The sequence below is a fragment of the Pseudomonas sp. SWRI50 genome (genome assembly GCF_014269095.1).
Lineage (GTDB): Bacteria > Pseudomonadota > Gammaproteobacteria > Pseudomonadales > Pseudomonadaceae > Aquipseudomonas > Aquipseudomonas kermanshahensis.
The window spans coordinates 60,350-79,896 of sequence record NZ_JABWRW010000021.1; the positions used below are offsets into that span (position 1 = coordinate 60,350).

The 19,547-nt window shown below is 62.1% G+C and carries 15 protein-coding genes; 14 read left to right on the top strand and 1 reads right to left on the bottom strand.

Translation table 11 applies throughout. The features are described 5' to 3' along the window. Positions 1-107 precede the first annotated feature (107 nt). The 5 genes from leuC (at position 108) to asd (ending at position 5,408) form a co-directional block, all read left to right on the top strand. Positions 108-1,541, top strand: a complete 1,434-nt coding sequence (gene leuC / locus HU750_RS20415) for a 3-isopropylmalate dehydratase large subunit (protein WP_027596732.1) — start codon at positions 108-110, stop codon at positions 1,539-1,541. Continuing rightward, positions 1,538-2,182, top strand: coding sequence for a 3-isopropylmalate dehydratase small subunit (leuD, locus tag HU750_RS20420; protein ID WP_027596731.1), 645 nt, complete (start codon positions 1,538-1,540; stop codon positions 2,180-2,182). The genes leuC and leuD overlap by 4 nt, the downstream gene beginning before the upstream one ends. A 148-nt stretch (positions 2,183-2,330) precedes the next feature. Beyond that, complete coding sequence (locus HU750_RS20425) at positions 2,331-3,095, top strand: class I SAM-dependent methyltransferase (protein ID WP_186682028.1); 765 nt, start codon at positions 2,331-2,333, stop codon at positions 3,093-3,095. Positions 3,096-3,149: 54 nt separating this feature from the next. Then, positions 3,150-4,232, top strand: coding sequence for a 3-isopropylmalate dehydrogenase (gene leuB, locus HU750_RS20430; protein ID WP_186682030.1), 1,083 nt, complete (start codon positions 3,150-3,152; stop codon positions 4,230-4,232). 63 nt (positions 4,233-4,295) lie between these two features. Beyond that, positions 4,296-5,408 carry an aspartate-semialdehyde dehydrogenase gene (gene asd / locus HU750_RS20435; RefSeq protein ID WP_186682032.1) on the top strand — a complete coding sequence of 371 codons (1,113 nt, stop codon included), beginning with the start codon at positions 4,296-4,298 and terminating at the stop codon, positions 5,406-5,408. 111 nt (positions 5,409-5,519) lie between these two features. On the opposite strand, the gene HU750_RS20440 is transcribed toward asd, so the two are convergent. Beyond that, complete coding sequence (locus HU750_RS20440; protein ID WP_186682034.1) at positions 5,520-8,594, bottom strand: TagA domain-containing protein; 3,075 nt, start codon at positions 8,592-8,594, stop codon at positions 5,520-5,522. Positions 8,595-8,803: 209 nt separating this feature from the next. Between HU750_RS20440 and HU750_RS20445 the strand changes: the two genes are divergently transcribed. The 9 genes from HU750_RS20445 to purF all read left to right on the top strand — a co-directional run bounded on the left by HU750_RS20445 (position 8,804) and on the right by purF (position 19,545). Next, positions 8,804-9,808 carry an aspartate-semialdehyde dehydrogenase gene (locus HU750_RS20445; RefSeq protein WP_186682036.1) on the top strand — a complete coding sequence of 335 codons (1,005 nt, stop codon included), beginning with the start codon at positions 8,804-8,806 and terminating at the stop codon, positions 9,806-9,808. A 70-nt stretch (positions 9,809-9,878) separates the two neighbouring features. After that, entirely contained in the window at positions 9,879-12,581 is a 2,703-nt protein-coding gene (locus tag HU750_RS20450; RefSeq protein ID WP_186682038.1) for a motility hub landmark protein FimV, read from the top strand. Positions 12,582-12,691: 110 nt separating this feature from the next. Continuing rightward, positions 12,692-13,549, top strand: a complete 858-nt coding sequence (gene truA, locus HU750_RS20455) for a tRNA pseudouridine(38-40) synthase TruA (RefSeq protein WP_099453327.1) — start codon at positions 12,692-12,694, stop codon at positions 13,547-13,549. Positions 13,550-13,608: 59 nt separating this feature from the next. Next, entirely contained in the window at positions 13,609-14,229 is a 621-nt protein-coding gene (locus HU750_RS20460; RefSeq protein ID WP_099453328.1) for a phosphoribosylanthranilate isomerase, read from the top strand. Positions 14,230-14,447: 218 nt separating this feature from the next. Beyond that, positions 14,448-15,341, top strand: a complete 894-nt coding sequence (gene accD / locus HU750_RS20465) for an acetyl-CoA carboxylase, carboxyltransferase subunit beta (protein WP_027596723.1) — start codon at positions 14,448-14,450, stop codon at positions 15,339-15,341. Then, on the top strand, positions 15,341-16,627 hold the full coding sequence (gene folC, locus HU750_RS20470; RefSeq protein WP_186682040.1) for a bifunctional tetrahydrofolate synthase/dihydrofolate synthase: 1,287 nt from the start codon (positions 15,341-15,343) through the stop codon (positions 16,625-16,627). The genes accD and folC overlap by 1 nt, the downstream gene beginning before the upstream one ends. A gap of 4 nt (positions 16,628-16,631) precedes the next feature. Continuing rightward, positions 16,632-17,291 (top strand): SPOR domain-containing protein, encoded by a 660-nt coding sequence (locus HU750_RS20475; protein WP_099453330.1) that lies wholly within the window; start codon positions 16,632-16,634, stop codon positions 17,289-17,291. Positions 17,292-17,439: 148 nt separating this feature from the next. After that, positions 17,440-17,997: a CvpA family protein gene (locus tag HU750_RS20480; protein ID WP_012313468.1), complete on the top strand. Its 558-nt coding sequence runs from the start codon at positions 17,440-17,442 to the stop codon at positions 17,995-17,997. Between the two features lie 42 nt (positions 17,998-18,039). Further along, complete coding sequence (purF, locus tag HU750_RS20485) at positions 18,040-19,545, top strand: amidophosphoribosyltransferase (protein WP_027596720.1); 1,506 nt, start codon at positions 18,040-18,042, stop codon at positions 19,543-19,545. The last annotated feature ends 2 nt before the right edge of the window (positions 19,546-19,547 follow it).

Genomic DNA, 19,547 nt, shown 5'->3' on the forward strand with positions numbered 1-19,547 from the left:
CAAAGCATAAAAATTATGAATTTGAGTTATTCAATCTATCGCCATAGCATCGTCCGTACAAGCCAAGGGGTCTTTGGCATAGAAAGACGCTGATGAGGAACAGTCTGATGGCTGGCAAAACGCTCTACGACAAACTCTGGGAAGCCCATGAGGTCAAGCGCCGTGATGACGGCTCGTCCTTGATCTACATCGACCGCCACATCATCCACGAAGTGACGTCGCCCCAGGCCTTCGAAGGCCTGCGCCTGGCGAACCGCAAGCCATGGCGTATCGATACCAACATCGCCACCCCTGATCACAACGTGCCGACCACGCCAGAGCGCAAGGGCGGTATCGACGCCATCGTCGACCAGGTGTCGCGCCTCCAGGTGCAGACCCTCGATGAGAACTGTGACGAGTACGGCATCGTCGAATTCAAGATGAATGACGAGCGCCAGGGCATCGTCCATGTCATTAGCCCAGAGCAAGGTGCCACCTTGCCGGGCATGACCGTGGTCTGCGGCGACTCGCACACGTCCACCCACGGCGCTTTCGGTGCCTTGGCCCACGGCATCGGCACCTCCGAGGTCGAGCATGTGCTCGCCACCCAGTGCCTGGTCGCCAAGAAGATGAAGAACATGCTGGTGCGCGTCGAAGGCGAATTGCCTGCAGGCGTCACTGCCAAGGACATCGTCCTCGCCGTCATCGGCAAGATCGGCACCGCGGGTGGCAACGGCCACGCCATGGAATTCGCCGGCAGCGCTATCCGTGGCTTGTCCATGGAAGGCCGCATGACCATCTGCAACATGTCGATCGAAGCCGGTGCCCGCGTGGGCCTGGTGGCGACCGATGCCACCACCGTCGCCTATGTCGAAGGCCGCCCCTATGCACCGAAGGGCGAGCAATGGAAGCAAGCCGTCGAGTCGTGGAAAGACCTCGTCTCCGATGAAGACGCCGTGTTCGACACCGTGGTCGAACTGGATGCCGCGCAAATCAAGCCACAGGTCAGCTGGGGCACATCGCCCGAGATGGTGTTGGCCGTTGATCAGCGCGTACCGGACCCAGCTGCCGAAGCTGACCTGGTCAAGCGGGGCTCGATCGAGCGTGCCCTGAAGTACATGGGCCTGACCGCCAACCAGGCGATCACCGATATTCAGCTGGACCGCGTGTTCATCGGCTCGTGCACCAACTCGCGGATCGAAGACTTGCGCGCCGCGGCCGAAATCGCCAAGGGCCGCAAAGTGGCCGCTACCGTCAAGCAGGCCATTGTCGTCCCGGGCTCGGGCCTGGTGAAGGCGCAAGCCGAGCGTGAAGGCTTGGACAAGATCTTCCTTGAAGCGGGCTTCGAGTGGCGCGAGCCTGGTTGCTCGATGTGCCTGGCGATGAACCCGGACCGCCTGGAAAGCGGCGAGCACTGTGCCTCGACGTCCAACCGCAACTTTGAAGGCCGTCAGGGTGCCGGTGGTCGTACTCACCTGGTCAGCCCGGCCATGGCCGCCGCCGCTGCGGTGACCGGCCACTTCATCGATGTCCGCGAGTTGATCCAAGGGAGCGCAGCATGAAAGCCTTTACCCAGCACACTGGCCTCGTCGCGCCGTTGGACCGTGCCAACGTCGACACCGACCAGATCATCCCCAAGCAGTTTCTCAAGTCGATCAAGCGCACCGGCTTCGGCCCCAACCTGTTCGACGAGTGGCGCTACCTGGACGTGGGCCAGCCCTACCAGGACAACAGCAAGCGCCCGTTGAACGAAGAGTTCGTGCTCAACCACGCGCGCTACCAGGGCGCCAGCGTGTTGCTGGCGCGCGAAAACTTCGGTTGCGGTTCGAGCCGCGAACACGCGCCATGGGCGTTGGACGAGTACGGCTTCCGCAGCGTCATCGCACCGAGCTTTGCCGACATCTTCTTCAACAACAGCTTCAAGAACGGCTTGCTGCCGATCATCCTGAGCGATGAGGAAGTCGATGAGCTGTTCAAGCAGGTCGAAGCCAACCCTGGCTATCAGCTGACCATCGACCTGCAAGCCCAGGCCGTGACCCGTCCTGATGGCAAGGTGCTGCACTTCGAGATCGACGCGTTCCGCAAGCACTGCTTGCTCAACGGCCTCGATGACATCGGCCTGACCTTGCAGGACGGCGATTCTATCAAGGCCTTCGAAGCCAAGCACCGCGCCAGCCAGCCTTGGCTGTTTCGGGATGCCTGATAGGCGTAGGTGACAGGGCTGGCCCCTTCGCGGGGCAAGCCCGCTCCCACAGAAACTCCTCTGCCTCAAGTCTTGTGCAGTACCTGTGGGAGCGGGTTCACCCGCGAAAAGGCCGGTAAAGGCAACAAGAAACCAAAAGGATTTATACATGACCAGCACCACCCACACCGACGTGGTCCAACGCCAGTTCGGCGAGCAGGCCAACGCCTACCTCAGCAGCGCCGTGCACGCCCAGGGCACCGAGTTCGCCCTGCTGCAAGCCGCGCTGGCCGGCCAGGCCGAGGCTCGCGTGCTGGACCTGGGCTGCGGTGCCGGTCATGTCAGTTTCCACGTTGCGCCCCTTGTCACCGAAGTGGTCGCTTACGACCTGTCGCAGTCCATGCTCGACGTGGTGGCCAGTGCCGCCGCCGACCGTGGCCTGGGCAATATCATCACGCAACGCGGCGCCGCCGAACGCCTGCCGTTCGCCGACGCCTCATTCGACTTCGTTTTCAGCCGCTACTCGGCACACCACTGGAGCGACCTGGGCCTGGCCCTGCGCGAAGTGCGCCGCGTGCTGAAACCGGGCGGTGTGGCGGCCTTCATCGATGTCATGTCGCCGGGCAGCCCGTTGCTCGACACCTACCTGCAAACCGTTGAGGTGCTGCGCGACACCAGCCACGTGCGCGACTATTCCGTCGCCGAATGGCAACGCCAGGTTAGCGAAGCCGGCCTGCATGTGCGCAGCCACACCCGCCAGCCGCTGCGCCTGGAGTTTGGCACCTGGGTCGAGCGTATGCGTACCCCCGAACCGATGCGTGTGGCCATACGCCAATTGCAGCAAGCCATGGGCGAGGAAGTGCGGCAGTATTACCAGATTGAAGCCGACGGCTCGTTCAGCACCGATGTGCTGGTACTGTGGGCTGAGCGCTGAGTTTTTTTCGGTGTGGCCGAGCTGGCCGCACCGCTTGAATGGATAGAGGAAAGCATGAGCAAGCAGATTCTGATTCTCCCAGGTGATGGCATTGGCCCGGAAATCATGGCCGAGGCGGTGAAGGTGCTGGAGCTGGCCAACGACAAGTTCCAGCTCGGCTTCAGCCTGGCCCACGACGTGATTGGTGGCGCGGCCATCGACAAGCACGGCGTACCGCTGGCTGATGAGACCCTGGAACGTGCGCGCCAAGCCGATGCCGTGTTGCTGGGCGCTGTGGGCGGCCCGAAATGGGACAAGATCGAGCGTGACATCCGCCCTGAGCGCGGCCTGCTGAAAATCCGTTCGCAACTGGGCCTGTTCGCCAACCTGCGCCCGGCCATCCTCTACCCGCAACTGGCCGATGCCTCGTCGCTCAAGCCGGAAATCGTCTCGGGCCTGGATATCCTCATCGTTCGCGAACTGACCGGTGGCATTTATTTCGGCGCGCCACGTGGCCAGCGTGAACTCGAAGGCGGCGAGCGCCAGGCTTATGACACGCTGCCCTACAGCGAAAGCGAAGTGCGCCGTATTGCCCGCGTCGGCTTCGACATGGCCCGCGTGCGCGGCAAGAAGCTGTGTTCGGTGGACAAGGCCAACGTTCTGGCCTCCAGCCAATTGTGGCGCGAAGTGGTCGAAGACGTAGCCAAGGATTACCCGGATGTCGAGCTGAGCCACATGTACGTGGACAACGCCGCCATGCAGCTGGTGCGCGCGCCCAAGCAGTTCGACGTGGTAGTGACCGACAACATGTTCGGTGACATCCTGTCGGATGAAGCTTCCATGCTGACCGGTTCCATCGGCATGCTGCCGTCGGCGTCGCTGGATGCCAACAACAAGGGCATGTACGAGCCGTGCCATGGCTCGGCGCCGGACATCGCCGGGCAGGGCATCGCCAACCCGCTGGCGACCATTCTGTCGGTGTCGATGATGCTGCGTTACAGCTTCAACCAGCACGCTGCCGCAGAGGCCATCGAGCAGGCGGTCAGCCTGGTGCTGGACAAAGGGCTGCGCACCGGTGACATCTGGTCGGCCGGCTGCGACAAAGTAGGCACGCAGGAAATGGGCGACGCAGTAGTCGCAGCGCTGCGGAATCTGTAATCTCTCTGGCCCGCCACCGTTTTTGGTCGGTGGCGGCCCACTTTTAGCAAAGGTGTAGTTGCGATGAAACGTGTAGGTCTGATCGGTTGGCGCGGTATGGTCGGTTCCGTGCTCATGCAGCGGATGCTGGAGGAGCAGGATTTCGACCTTATCGAGCCGGTGTTCTTCACCACCTCCAATGTCGGTGGCCAAGGCCCGAACGTGGGCAAGGATATTGCTCCGCTCAAGGACGCTTATTCGATTGAAGAACTCAAGACCCTCGACGTGATCCTGACCTGTCAGGGCGGCGACTACACCAACGAGGTCTTCCCCAAGCTGCGTGAGTCGGGCTGGCAGGGTTACTGGATCGATGCCGCCTCGTCGCTGCGCATGCAGGACGATGCAGTGATCGTGCTCGACCCAGTCAACCGCAAGGTGATTGACCAGCAGCTCGACGCCGGTACCAAGAACTACATCGGCGGCAACTGCACCGTCAGCCTGATGCTGATGGGCCTGGGTGGCCTGTTCGAAGCTGGCCTGGTCGAGTGGATGAGCGCCATGACCTATCAGGCGGCCTCCGGTGCCGGCGCGCAGAACATGCGTGAGCTGATCAAGCAGATGGGCGCTACTCACGCGGCTGTGGCCGATGACCTGGCCAATCCGGCCAGCGCCATTCTCGACATCGACCGCAAGGTCGCCGAGGCCATGCGCAGCGAAGCCTACCCGACCGAGAACTTCGGCGTGCCGCTGGCTGGCAGCCTGATCCCGTGGATCGACAAGGAACTGCCGAACGGCCAGAGCCGCGAAGAGTGGAAGGCCCAGGCCGAAACCAACAAGATCCTCGGCCGCTTCAAGAGCCCGATCCCGGTCGATGGCATTTGCGTGCGCATCGGCGCCATGCGCTGCCACAGCCAGGCGCTGACCATCAAGCTGAACAAGGACGTGCCGCTGGCCGATATCGAAGGCATGATCAGCCAGCACAACCCGTGGGTGAAGCTGGTGCCGAACCAGCGCGAGATCAGCATGCAGGAACTGAGCCCGACCAATGTCACCGGTACCCTGAACATTCCGGTAGGTCGCCTGCGCAAGCTGAACATGGGTTCCCAGTACCTGGGCGCGTTCACCGTTGGCGACCAGCTGCTGTGGGGCGCTGCCGAGCCGCTGCGCCGCATGCTGCGGATTCTGCTGGAACGTTGAGCCGGGTTTGAGCGTTCGAAGCCCTGCAAGGCGTTGGCCTTGCAGGGCTTTTTTTTGCACAGCGTTGGCGATGGGCAGCTCATGCGCGATCGAGCGGTTTGTCAGCTGCAATCACGGCTGGTCAGGTCCGTAGCTAAAGAACTGAGAGTCACCCCCCAAGGGTTTAAGCGAAACCGTACCATCCTGCCCTACATCCAGGAATTGACCAGTCTTCTTGTTCTGAAGTCGAATCGTGTAGAGCTGCGCGCGTAGCATTAACCAGGTGAGTCTGTCCGCACGCGGTTGCGCGCACCCCTGAAGCTTCAACTCGTCGTTCAGGCATTGACCTGCGCCGTTCATAAGTGCGATCTCGTTACCTTCACCTGGTATGTTGGTCGTGCTGATCCAGTACCAACTTTTCAGGGGATTGGGCTCGCAGGTCGACATTGCTACTGTTTCGCCCGAAGTTATCATGCAGCGATTTTTATGCACCACTGTGAGCTTCACTAGCGCTTGTTTCTGGAAACGTTGGCCTGGGCTGTAGGTCAGCGGGGCAAGCACTGGGGTGCTGTTACTTTGGCTGGCGGTGATGAACTTTCCGGTAGTCAGTTCCTGTAGATAGATGTCAGACGGGGTCTGGGTCAGGTCTTGGCGTGTCCACCAAACGGTATCTTTGCGCGGGAAATGGCATTCGCCAGTTGCTAAACGGGCGTTGATGCAACGGCCCGAGAGGTCGACTGGCTCGTATGCGTCGAACTGATGGGGGAACACATTCTTGGGTGGGAGGCGCCAAATTGCGTCCGCATTGCAGGTCGCAAGTTTCAAACCTTGATCGGTGGCTGTTAGGCAGGCGTTTCGTTCTTTTGAATACAGATATAGCGGCTCCCAGACCTGATTTATCTGCTCGCCGTGCTCAGCCCCCATGCTAATGACCAGGGGAAGGCGGTTATCTTCCAGCTGTCGCTCATAAACGACGGCGTTATCCACCTTGAGCACCGCTTTGACAGGTTTACGCTGGGAGTTGACATTGAAAACGGCCGTTTTCAACGTGTCTTTCGCGATGGGGCCGGCGTAGAGTGGGTGTGTTTCGATGGCGCCGCTGGCGTAATGAATATCGACCCGATAACTGTGCGGGTTGTGATCGTCGCCTGGCATGAAATGTTGCAATTCGTTATCGCTGCTATTGGGGAGCAAGTCCAGGTCGCGGGGGCCAGTGGGGGTAATGAATTTGCCTGTGTTGCTTTCTTGCAGCTTCAGCAGGCGAGAATGATTCGTGAGGTCTATGCGGCCGCGCCAGCGAACTTGTCGTTCGGCGTTGACGCAACTGCGAAAGTGAAAATTGAACTCCAGGCATTTTCCCTCCCTGTTACGCACGATGACAATCGGTGCGAGTGGCGCTTCCGCTGCGTTATTAGGGGGTACGGTTTCTATGGTTAATTGAGCCGATTCGTCATCGCAAGCTTTCAATACCAGCAGGTCGTTCTCCGAGGCGAGGCATTGCGAGGTTGTCGTCATCAATACGGAATAGCTTGCGCTGCGCTGTGGGCGGGTCGCAGAACTGGCAGATAACTGTGCAGGCCTGAAGACATTCCCATAGTTGCTCAAAATGGCCGGATAGATTTGGTTGATGCCGTCCCGGTTGTGGGACGGGTCTGAAAAGGTCGCCACCAAGGTATGGACCGGCACTGCAGTTTCAATAGGGACTTGATTTGATTCGGGCGAAAGCAACGACGGTAGGGCGGCAGGTTGCTGAATGCCTGAGTCAGGGAGGCCGTGAGAGGGGGCAGTCACCGCAAGGCCTTTGTCTTCCTTGGCGGCAACGGCAGTGACGCCAATGGCGGGCGGGCGGTGGTCGTCAAACACATCAGCGTACTTTGCGCCGTCCGGCAGCCGTCCGAAGCGCTGTTGTACACGCAGCGTCTGCTGGTGGTTATAGGGAGAAATATAGCGCTTCCAACTGGCGCCTTCTGTCGATTTCAGGCCCAGTTTTTCGAACTCGTCAATCAAGGGCGCCGAAGCGGGACCGGAAGCCCAAGGAGGGGCGGAGAGTGATCCAACAACCTGGCCGAAGTAGTGCAAGCCCAAATAGTCTACCGGGAGACTGTAGCGGTGTGGGTCAGGATGTGTGTGTGGCAGAAAGACATTGTCATACGCCCTATACGACCAGTCTTCGTAGCGTGGGGGTGTATCGTGGGGGAGGCCAAAGGCGTGGCCTGTTTCATGCCAGAAGCCATCGGGGAAGTAAGGGTAATTACAGCTGTTACCTCCACAGCTGGCGGCTACGCCTGGCGGCAATGGAGGCATGCCGTTTGGCGTGTCAAGCAATTGCCCCGTAATGGCCACAGGGTATCCCGCTTTCTTGTCGCCCAGGTTCGAAGCCGCGCGCCAGTAGTGGCCCATGCCCACTTTGGCCGGTAACGTCTTGTCGCCGAACGCAGCCCACTCCATGCCATTCGTTTTGTCGTAAACATGCGGCTTTTGGTCGGGGCCCATGGCAATGATGCGTGGCCAGTAGGCTTTGCCGGTCCCTAGGTGAAGGCGTTGAGTGGGCAGTTCGGAGAGCATTTCCCGTGCTGCAATACGCGCGGCAGTGGGGTTGTACTCACCGTCGAACTGTTCGAGGGTATCCCTGCACGTCGACTCATCCTTGAAGATGCAGCCCTTGATGTTCATCAGCGTCAGCCCCTCGCTTTCAGGGGTCATGAACACGAATTTGTAGGTGGGTAGTGAGCCTTTATTGTTCGGGTTGCCAGCTTGCTGAAAACTGATGCGTGCATCAGCGGTGAACAGGTTCCAGGGTATCTGATAGGTGAACGTGTTTTCCCTGAACTTCGGGTAGCTGCCTTCAATGGTCTTTCCAGAGAAGGTGTCCGTCTGGTCATATACCGCAGTGCCTGGAAGCGCTTCCGGGCGATCCATGCGTACGGTGGTGGTGCGGCCCTGCCGCGTTATGATCATCTCAACGTCAGTGACGGGCTTGTTGGGCCTGAACAGGACCAAGGCCGCTTTGTGCGGCACCAGAAAAGGGTCGAAGATTCTGCGAGTCGCCGCTACCACATGCGTTTGGGCAAAATCTACCTGCCCCCCCAGAGTGCCCTGCAGATCATTCCTCGGCGCATCCGCGAAGTTAGTCGGGTCGTAATCCTGAGGTGCGCAGGCGCTAGTGGCCAAACAGGACAAAAGTGTTGTTACCAGTAGTGGGCGCATAACGTGTCCCTTGATGAACAGACGTCATGCGAGAGTGGTGGCGATCGAGAAATCCCGAAACTGGCAAAAATGTCAGGTAGCGCCTGTCGTTCTCACCGGCCTGATGTTCGTCTGTCGGTCGCAGAGGGGCTGGCGTATTGAGGGTGTTCGTTGTTCCATAATCCGAGTAAAGTGCCGCCCCCCGCCGTTTCAGCAAAAGGATCCCCTCCATGACCCAACCTCTGGACATCGCCGTCGTCGGCGCCACCGGTAGCGTCGGTGAAACCCTCGTACAGATCCTCGAAGAGCTGGCATTTCCGGTCGCGACCCTGCACCTGCTGGCCAGCATGGAGTCGGCGGGCAGCAGCGTGATGTTCGCAGGCAAAACGATCAAGGTGCGTGAAGTCGACAGTTTCGATTTCGCCCAGGTCAAGCTGGCCTTCTTCGCTGCCAGCCCTGCCGTCAGCCGCAGTTTCGCCAACAAAGCCCAGCAGGCGGGCTGCACGGTCATCGACCTGTCCGGCGGCCTTGACGACGCCCTCGCCGTGGTGCCGGAAGCCAATGCTGACAGCATCGCCAACCTTAAGCTGCCTGCGCGCTTGGCCAGCCCTGGCTCTGCAGCCGTTGCCCTGGTTGTCGCGCTGGCACCACTGAAAGGCCTGCTGGACATCGAACGGGTGCAGGTCATGGCCAACCTGGCGGTCTCTGCCCAAGGCCGCGAAGCGGTCAACGAACTGGCCCGTCAAACCGCCGAGCTGCTCAATGCTCGCCCGTTGGAGCCGCGCTTCTTCGACCGCCAGGTGGCGTTCAACCTGCTGGCCCAGGTGGGTGCGGTTGACGAACAAGGCCATGCTGGCCTTGAGCGGCGTCTTGTCAGCGAGCTGCGCGAGTTGCTGGGGCAGCCCGAGCTGAAGATTTCCGTGACCTGCATTCAAGTCCCGGTGTTTTTCGGCGATAGCTTCAGTGTGGCGGTGCAAAGCCGTAAACCGGTAGACCTGGTGGCAGTCAATGCTGCGTTGGAGAGTGCCGACAGCGTCGAGCTGGTCGAGCGAGACGATTATCCGACGCCGGTAGGTGACGCAGTGGGCCAAGACGTGGTCTATGTTGGACGTGTACGCCATGGTGTCGATGACGACCAGCAGCTCAACCTCTGGCTGACCACCGACAACCTGCGCAAAGGCGCCGCGCTCAATGCTGTGCAAGTGGCGCAATTGTTGATTAAACACAGGCTGTAAAAGATACTGCGAGCACTTTTGTCCTGCTCTGCATGCAGGTTTCGGGACGATTCATACAAGGGAAGAGGTCATGCTTCGAATTCGCAAACTGGTTCTGGCCATGGCGGCTGCCTCGGCGCTGTCGTCGGGCATGGCCAATGCGTTGGGCTTGGGGGAGCTGACCCTCAAGTCGGCACAGAATCAGCCGCTGGACGCCGAGATCGAATTGCTCGACGTGCGCGACCTCACTGCCGCCGAAGTGGCGCCCAGCCTGGCGCCGCCGGAAGAGTTCAGCAAGGCGGGGGTAACCTTTGCGACTTACCTCGAAGACCTGACATTCACGCCGGTGATCAACCCCAACGGCAAGAGCGTGCTGCGCGTCACCTCCAGCCAGCCGCTGCCGGGGTCTGTGGTCAAGTTTCTGGTGCAGGTGATGTGGCCGCAGGGGCGACTGCTGCGTGACTACAGCGTCCTGCTCGACCAGGCCAAGGCCCAGGGCAAGCAGCCTGCGCCAGGCAATGTTGCACCCGCAGTGACGGGTGCCAGCAGCTACACCACTCAGCGCCGCGACACCCTGTGGCAGATTGCTGCGCGCAACAGCCAGGGCGGCTCGATTCAGCAGACCATGATTGCGATCCAGGCGCTGAACCCGGACGCCTTCATTGGCAACAACATCAACCAGTTGAAGGTGGGCCAGGTACTGCGCCTGCCCGACCAGCAACAAATCCAGGCCATTGCTCAGGGCGAGGCGGTTCGCGACGTGGCCGAGCAGTATGCGGCCTGGCGTGAAGGCCGGCGCCTGGGGCCGCGTGCCCGTCAGCTCGACGCCACCCGCCGCGGTGCCGCCGAGGCCGCGCCAGAGCGCATTGCCCAGGGTGACAACCTGCGCCTGGTCAGCCCCGGCAACCAGGCAGGTGCTGCGCCGGCCAAAGGCCTGAACGACAAACTGGCCGTGGCCCAGGAAAGCCTCGATACCAGCCGTCGTGACAACGATGAGCTCAAGAGCCGCATGGCGGACCTGCAGAGCCAACTGGACAAGCTGCAGCGTCTGATCGCACTGAAAAACGACCAGTTGGCCCGGCTTGAAGCCCAGGGCGCAGCAGGTGAGGCGCCAGTCGCCGCTGCGCTGCCAGGCGAGCCTGCGCCGGCCAATCCGGCAGCTAACGCCGAGCCGGACGTAAAACCTGCACCGGCGGCCGTCGATACTGCGCCGGCCAGTGTGCCTGACGCCCAGCCGCGCGCTGACGGCGTGCTTGGCAACCCGTTGCTGCTGTGGCTGATTGCAGGGTCTGCGTTCCTCGTGCTGTTGCTGCTGCTGGTGCTGTTGATGCGCAAGCGCAAGGCCCAGGAAGAAGCCGAGAAACACCTGCGCATGGCGCGGGCCTTGGCTGAGGAAGAGCAGGGTGCGGGCCTGGATATCGATGCCGACAGCTTTGAAGGCCTGGAGGTCTCTGCGCCGAGCGTAACGCTGTCGCCAGCGGTGGTCGCGGCGTCTGCTGCTGCCGCCACTGCTGCAGAAAAGCCCGCGGTCGCGCTCGCCGAGCCAGCGCCGCAGCCAGACACGACGGCCGCCCTGTTGGCGGAAGTCGAGCAAAGCCTGCAAAGCGGCCGCCTGAACCATGCCGCCGAGCTGCTTGAGACGGCCCTTGCCGCAGCGCCTGAGCGTGACGTACTGCGCCTGAAGCTGATGGAAGTGTATGCCCGTCAGGGTGATCACAGTGCGTTCGTCGAGCAGGAGCGTGTGCTGCCAGCGACTGAGCAGAATGTTGCTCAGGTTGACGAACTCAAAGGCCGTTTCCCAGCCATGCTGGGGCTGGCCGCCGCCGGTTTGGGTGCGGCAGCGTTGGCTGCCGAGATGGATGAGCAGTACGTGCAGGGCCTGCTGCAGGACCAGCCTGAGGCGCCGGTGGTTGAAGACATCGTGCCCGAGGGCGCGTCAGAGGCCGAGCCAGAGGTGCTGTCGGAGCCCGATTTCGTCGCAGAGCAAGCGCTGGACGACATCGTTGAGCCTGAGGTCGAGGCCATCAGCGAAGTTCCAGCGCTTGATGCGTCGGATCTGGACAGTGACTTCGACCTGAGTCTGGGTGAAGACCTGCCCGAGGAAGACCCGTTGGCAGCGCCGCTGCTCGACGAGCCAGTGCTGGACGAAGTGCAGGTAGAGGAACAGCCCGCTGCCGTGGAGGCTGAGCTGCAAGCTGACGCTGAAAAAGACGCTGAAACAGACGTCGCAGCCGATGCCGATGCTGATTTCGAGGCGATGCTGGCGCAGGCCGAGCCGCAGCCCGTTGCCGATCTGGATGATTTCGACCTCGACGTCAGGGAGCCCGTAGCCCCGGCTGTCGCCGAACAGACGCCGGTAGACGTTGCCGACGAGCTGGCAGCCTTCGACAGCGTGCCGGCGTTTGACCCGACCACCGAACTGGACCTGCCGTCGGACTTCGACCTTTCGCTGTCGCTGGAGGATGACTCGCCGGCTGCCAAGAGCTTTGCTTCGGAGCTGGATGACGTCAACGCGGAGCTGGACAAGCTGTCCCAGAACCTCGAGTCGCCTTCGCTGGAACCGCACTTCACCGCTGAAGACGCCGTTGAGCAGCCCGAGCCCGAGCCGCTGGACGACTTGGACTTCGACTTCTTCTCTGGCAGTGATGAAGTCGCCACCAAGCTCGACCTGGCGCGCGCCTACATCGACATGGGCGACCACCAGGGCGCCCGTGACATCCTCGATGAAGTCGTCAAGGACGGCGACGGGACGCAGCGTCAGGAAGCCGAGGACCTGTTGTCTCGGTTGGTCTGAGCCCCGTTCTGAGGTCTCGCGGCTAAACAGATGTAACCACCCCCAACGGCAGCCCAACAGGGCTGCCGTTGTCGTTATAATCCCGCCATTGCGTAATCACCACAGGTTTCATGCTTTTGGACATCATCGACACCACCGCCGAATCTGCGGCTGAAGGCTACTCCCGCATCGCCCTGGGCGTGGAATACAAGGGCTCGCGCTACCGCGGCTGGCAGCGCCAGGCCAGCGGCGTGCCCAGCGTCCAGCAAGCCCTCGAGCAGGCGTTGTCGAAAGTCGCGAACGAGCCGATTTCCGTGATCTGTGCCGGGCGTACTGATGCCGGGGTTCACGGTTGCGGGCAAATCGTGCACTTCGACACGCGCGCCATCCGCGATGAGCGCGCCTGGACCCTGGGCACCAATTTCAACCTGCCCCACGACATCAGTGTGGTCTGGTCGCGCCCGATGCCGGCGGACTTCCATGCCCGCTTCAAGGCCACCGCCCGGCGTTACCGCTACGTCATCTACAACGACCCGATCCGCCCCGCGCACCTGGCCGAGGAGGTGACCTGGAACCACCGCCCGCTGGATGTCGAGCGCATGGCCGAAGCCGCCGAGTTCCTGCTCGGTACCCATGACTTCAGCGCCTTCCGCGCCAGCCAGTGCCAAGCCAAGTCGCCGATCAAACACATCCATCACCTGCGCGTCACCCGCCATGGCCAGATGATCGTGCTGGACGTGCGCGCCACGGCGTTCCTGCACCACATGGTGCGTAACATCGCCGGTGTGTTGATGACCATCGGCGCGGGTGAGCGGCCCGCCACCTGGGCGCGGGAAGTACTGGAAGGGCGCAACCGCCGCGAGGGTGGGGTGACGGCACACCCGTACGGTTTGTACCTGGTGCAAGTGGAATACCCCGAAGCCTTCCAATTGCCCCAGCGTTACATCGGCCCACACTTTTTGACCGGCTACGAGGCATTGGCAGACTGACGGGCCAAAAGCCTTTTGCTAACATCCGGCCTTCACCGAAACAGCAGGGTTCGCAGTCCATGAGCAACGTTCGCAGCAAGATCTGCGGGATTACCCGCATCGAAGACGCGCTGGCTGCCGCCGAGGCGGGGGCCGATGCCATCGGCTTCGTCTTCTACGCCAAGAGCCCGCGTGCCGTGGACGTGCGCCAGGCGCGCGCGATCATTGCCGAGCTGCCGCCGTTCGTGACCACCGTCGGGTTGTTCGTCAACGCCTCGCGTTGCGAGCTGAACGAGATCCTCGAAGTGGTTCCCCTGGACCTGCTACAGTTCCACGGCGACGAAACCCCGCAAGACTGTGAAGGCTTCCATCGCCCCTGGATCAAGGCCCTGCGCGTGCGCCCGGGTGATGATCTGGAAGCGGCCTGCCGGCTTTATGCTGGCGCCCGCGGTATCTTGCTGGACACCTATGTGCCCGGCGTGCCCGGGGGCACGGGTGAAGCCTTTGACTGGTCGCTGGTGCCGGCGCGCCTGAGCAAGCCGATCATCCTGGCCGGTGGCCTGGACGCGCAGAATGTCGGCCGGGCCATTGCCCAGGTCAGGCCTTATGCGGTGGATGTCAGCGGCGGGGTGGAGCAGGCCAAGGGCATCAAGGATGCGGCAAAGATCGAAGCCTTCATGCGTGCGGTGAAACAGGCGTGACGGTGGATGTGACGGTTGGCGGCGCACCATCGTCCATAGCTATCGCAGCCCCTGCGGGGCGCCCGCCGATACGGTGGGCGAACAACACATTAACGGTGGCGCGGCGCGCCGGAAGCCCCGGCGGCCGTGCCATCATCGTTTCATAAAAGATTTTGAGCTCAAGGGCAGGGCAGGCCGGTTACGCCGGCCCCCGCCCGCCGATACTGGAGAAAGAAAGCATGAGCAACTGGTTAGTCGACAAACTGATCCCTTCGATCATGCGTTCCGAGGTGAAGAAGAGCTCGGTGCCTGAAGGCCTGTGGCACAAGTGCCCGGCTTGCGAGGCCGTGCTGTATCGTCCGGAGCTGGAAAAGACCCTCGATGTCTGCCCTAAGTGCAACCACCACATGCGCATCGGCGCACGTGCGCGTATCGACATCTTCCTCGACGCCGAAGGCCGTGCTGAGCTGGGCGCCGAGCTGGAGCCGGTCGACCGCCTGAAATTCCGCGATGGCAAGAAGTACAAGGACCGCCTCACCGGTGCGCAGAAGCAGACCGGCGAAAAAGACGCGCTGATCTCCATGAGCGGTACCCTGATGGGCATGCCGATCGTGGTCAGCGCGTTCGAATTCTCCTTCATGGGCGGCTCCATGGGTGCCATCGTCGGTGAGCGTTTCGTTCGCGCCGCCAACTACGCCTTGGAAAACCGCTGCCCAATGGTCTGTTTCTCGGCCTCCGGTGGCGCACGTATGCAGGAAGCGCTGATCTCGCTGATGCAGATGGCCAAGACCTCGGCTGTGCTGGCGCGCCTGCGTGAAGAAGGCATTCCGTTCATCTCCGTGCTGACCGACCCGGTCTACGGCGGCGTTTCCGCCAGCCTGGCGATGCTGGGCGACGTCATCGTCGGCGAGCCCAAGGCACTGATCGGTTTTGCCGGCCCGCGCGTGATCGAGCAGACCGTACGTGAGAAGCTGCCAGAAGGCTTCCAGCGCAGCGAGTTCCTGCTGGAACACGGCGCTATCGACCTGATCATCTCCCGTGGCGAACTGCGCCCGCGCCTGGCCCGTCTGCTGGCGCAGATGACCGGCCAGGAAACCCCGGAGCAGGCACGTGAGGCGGCTGCGGTCGCGTGATGAAACAACGATCCCTGGGCGAATGGCTCGCCTACCTCGAGCAGTTGCACCCTTCGGCCATCGACATGGGGCTGGAGCGTTCGCAGAACGTGCTTTCCCGCCTGGCGCTGGGCAAGTTGGCGCCGCGCGTGGTGACCGTCACTGGCACCAATGGCAAGGGTTCCACCTGCGCCTTCGTCGCCGCGATGCTGCGTGCCCAGGGGCTCAAGGTGGGCGTGTACAGCTCGCCACACCTGTTGCGTTACAACGAGCGGGTGCTCATCGATGGCCAAGAGGCCAGTGATGAGCGCCTGTGCGAAGCCTTCGCCGCCGTCGAGGCGGCGCGAGGCGACATTTCCCTGACCTATTTCGAGATGGGCACCCTGGCGGCGTTCTGGTTGTTCTATCAGTCCAAGCTGGATGCCGTGGTGCTCGAAGTGGGGCTCGGTGGCCGTCTGGACACCGTGAACGTGGTGGATGCCGACCTGGCGCTGGTGACCAGCATCGGCGTCGACCATGTCGATTACCTGGGTGATACGCGTGAGCTTGTCGCTTTCGAAAAGGCCGGCATCTTCCGCGCTGGCAAGCCGGCGCTGTGTGGCGACCTTGACCCGCCGCAGCCCTTGCTGGACAAGGCCCATGAGCTGGCGGCGCCGTTGTTCTTGCGTGGGCGTGACTTCGACCTGGAAAGCACAGGCGACAGCTGGCACTGGCGTGGGACCACGGCCGAAGGTGCGCTGGTAGCATTGCGCGATCTGCCGTTGCTAGACCTGCCCATGGAAAACGCCACCCTGGCCCTACAGGCCTACCTGTTGATGGGCCTGCCCTGGGATGTCGGTCAACTGCGCCAGGCGCTGCTCGATACCCGTATCACCGGTCGCCTCGATCGCCGTGAAGTGCGCTGGCAGGGCAAGCGTGTGGAGCTGTTGCTGGATGTCGGCCATAACCCGCATGCTGCGGCGTACCTGGCACGGCGTCTGGCGGTAAGGCCGGTCAAGGGGCGCCGCCTGGCAGTGTTCGGCCTGCTGGCCGACAAGGACCTGCCGGGCGTTGTCGAGCCTTTGCAGGCGCTGGTCGACGACTGGGCGGTCGCACCGCTGGACACGCCGCGCAGCCGTCCGGCCGCAGAACTGGCTGACGCCTTGACGAACCTCGGCGCCGCAGTGAAGTCTTATGCCAGCGTCGACGCGGCCCTCGAAGGGCAATGCGCGCAGGCGACGGCGGATGATCAGGTCCTGCTGTTCGGTTCGTTTTTCTGTGTCGCCCAGGCCCTGGAGTGGTTGGCGCGGCAGGCCCCGGAGGGTTGAGTAGATGGCAGTGCTGGATAAAGGGATGAAACAGCGCATGGTAGGTGCGTTGGTGCTGGTGGCGCTGGCGGTGATCTTCCTGCCGATGCTGTTCACCCGCGAGGACGAGATGCGCCAGGTGCGTGTCGAGGCCCCGCAGGCGCCGGCCATGCCGAGCCTGCCAGAGGTGCAAGTGGAGCCGGTCGCCGTGCCGGAGCCGCAGGTCCTTCCGGAAGAGCCGCAGCAGCCACCGGTGGTGGTTGACGAGTCTACCGCGCCAGCCAGCACGCCTAGCCAACCGATTACGCCATCCCCGCAGACGCAAACGCAGGCCCAGGCTGCCAAGCCGCCAGCGCCCAAGGTTGAAGCCACACCGGCCGCCACGCCTGCGCCTGCCGTTGCCGCCGCCAAGCCGGCAGCGCCGTCTAAGATCGACGTGAATGGGTTGCCGGTCAGTTGGTCTATCCAACTGGCCAGCCTTTCCAATCGTGCCGGGGCTGAAAGCCTGCAGCAGACGTTGCGAAGCCAGGGCTACAACGCCTACATCCGCTCGGCGGGTGGTATGAACCGGGTGTATGTCGGGCCACTGATCGAGCGCGCCGAGGCCGAGCGCGTACGTGATGCAATCAACCGCAAGCACAGCCTCAAAGGCTTTGTGGTGCGCTTCCAGCCCGAGCGCGGCTGATAGCGCTGCCTCTTTGTAGGAGCGGCCTTGCGTCGCGAAAGGCCGCTCCTACAAGTATCGCGCAGTTGTTAATCGGCCCGACATTCCGCTTACCCCCAGCCCGCCGCTCTGGTAAAATGCGCCGCCTCAAACGTCTGCAGGCAGCACCGTGGCATTTACCTGGGTTGATTGGGCGATCATCGCGATCATCGCCGTCTCCACACTGATCAGTCTCAAGCGCGGCTTCGTCAAGGAAGCCTTGTCCTTGCTCATCTGGATCATTGCCGGTGCGGTTGCCTGGATGTTCGGTGGCTCGCTCTCGGTGTATCTTGAAAGCTACATCCAGACGCCATCGATGCGCATCATCGCAGGCTGCGCCATTCTTTTCGTCGCCACCCTGCTGGTGGGGGCCATGGTCAACTTCCTTGTCGGCGAGCTGATCCGCGTGACCGGGCTGTCGGGTACCGATCGTTTCCTCGGCATGGCTTTCGGCGCCGCGCGCGGGGCCTTGCTGGTGGTAGTGGCCATCGGGCTGCTTAGCCTGGGGCCGGTTCAACAAGACACTTGGTGGCAGGAATCACGCCTGATACCACAATTTCTCTTGGTCGCTGACTGGTCGAAAAACCTGATTCTGGGTTTCACCAGCCAGTGGATGTCCAGTGGGGTGATCAGCACACCGGCTGATCTCCCGTTCAAGGAACAGTTGCTCGGGCCGGCAAAGCCCTGAGCGCTATTCACTCAAGTTTCGTCAAAGTAGGGGTTGCGTCGCATGTGTGGCATCGTCGGTATCGTCGGTAAGTCGAACGTCAATCAGGCGCTGTATGACGCGCTTACGGTCCTCCAGCACCGCGGCCAGGACGCTGCCGGTATCGTGACCAGCCATGACGGCCGGTTATTCCTGCGCAAGGATAATGGCCTGGTGCGCGATGTCTTCCAGCAGCGCCACATGCAGCGGCTGGTCGGCCACATGGGTATCGGCCACGTGCGCTACCCAACGGCGGGCAGCTCGACCTCGGCCGAGGCCCAGCCGTTCTACGTCAACTCGCCGTACGGCATCACCCTGGCGCACAACGGCAACCTGACCAACGTCGAGCAGTTGGCCAAGGAGATCTACGAGTCCGACCTGCGCCACGTCAACACCAATTCCGACTCGGAAGTGCTGCTGAACGTGTTCGCCCACGAGCTGGCCGTACGCGGCAAGCTGCAGCCGACCGAAGAAGACGTGTTCGCTGCGGTTTCCCACGTGCACAGCCGCTGCGTAGGTGGTTATGCGGTGGTGGCCATGGTCACCGGTTATGGCATCGTCGGTTTCCGTGACCCGAACGGTATTCGCCCGGTGGTGTTCGGCCAGCGTCACACCGACGAAGGTGTGGAGTACATGATCGCCTCCGAAAGCGTCGCCCTGGACGTGCTCGGCTTCACCCTGATCCGCGACCTGGCGCCGGGCGAAGCGGTGTACATCACCGAAGAAGGCCAGCTGTACACCAAGCAGTGTGCACAAAACCCGAAACTGCAGCCGTGCATCTTCGAACACGTCTACCTCGCCCGTCCGGACTCGATCATGGATGGCGTCTCGGTGTACAAGGCGCGCCTGCGCATGGGCGAAAAGCTGGCCGAGAAGATCCAGCGTGAACGCCCTGAGCACAACATCGACGTGGTCATCCCAATCCCGGACACCAGCCGCACTGCGGCGCTGGAACTGGCCAACCACCTGGGCGTCAAGTTCCGCGAAGGCTTCGTCAAGAACCGCTACATCGGCCGTACCTTCATCATGCCCGGCCAGGCTGCGCGCAAGAAATCGGTACGCCAGAAGCTCAACGCCATCGAGCTGGAATTCCGCGGCAAGAACGTGATGCTGGTGGACGACTCGATCGTGCGCGGCACCACCTGCAAGCAGATCATCCAGATGGCCCGCGAAGCCGGCGCCAAGAACGTCTACTTCTGCTCCGCAGCCCCTGCGGTGCGCTACCCCAACGTCTACGGCATCGACATGCCGAGCGCTCACGAACTGATCGCCCACAACCGCACCACCGAACAGGTGGCCGAGTTGATCGGCGCCGACTGGCTGATTTACCAGGACCTGCCGGACCTGATCGAATCGGTCGGTGGCGGCAAGATCAAGATCGAGCACTTCGATTGCGCAGTGTTCAATGGTGAATACGTCACCGGCGACATCGACGCAGCCTACCTTGATCGTATCGAGCAGGCCCGTAACGACCTGGCGAAGGTGAAGACCCAGGCGGTCAGCGCGATCATCGACCTCTACAACAACTGATT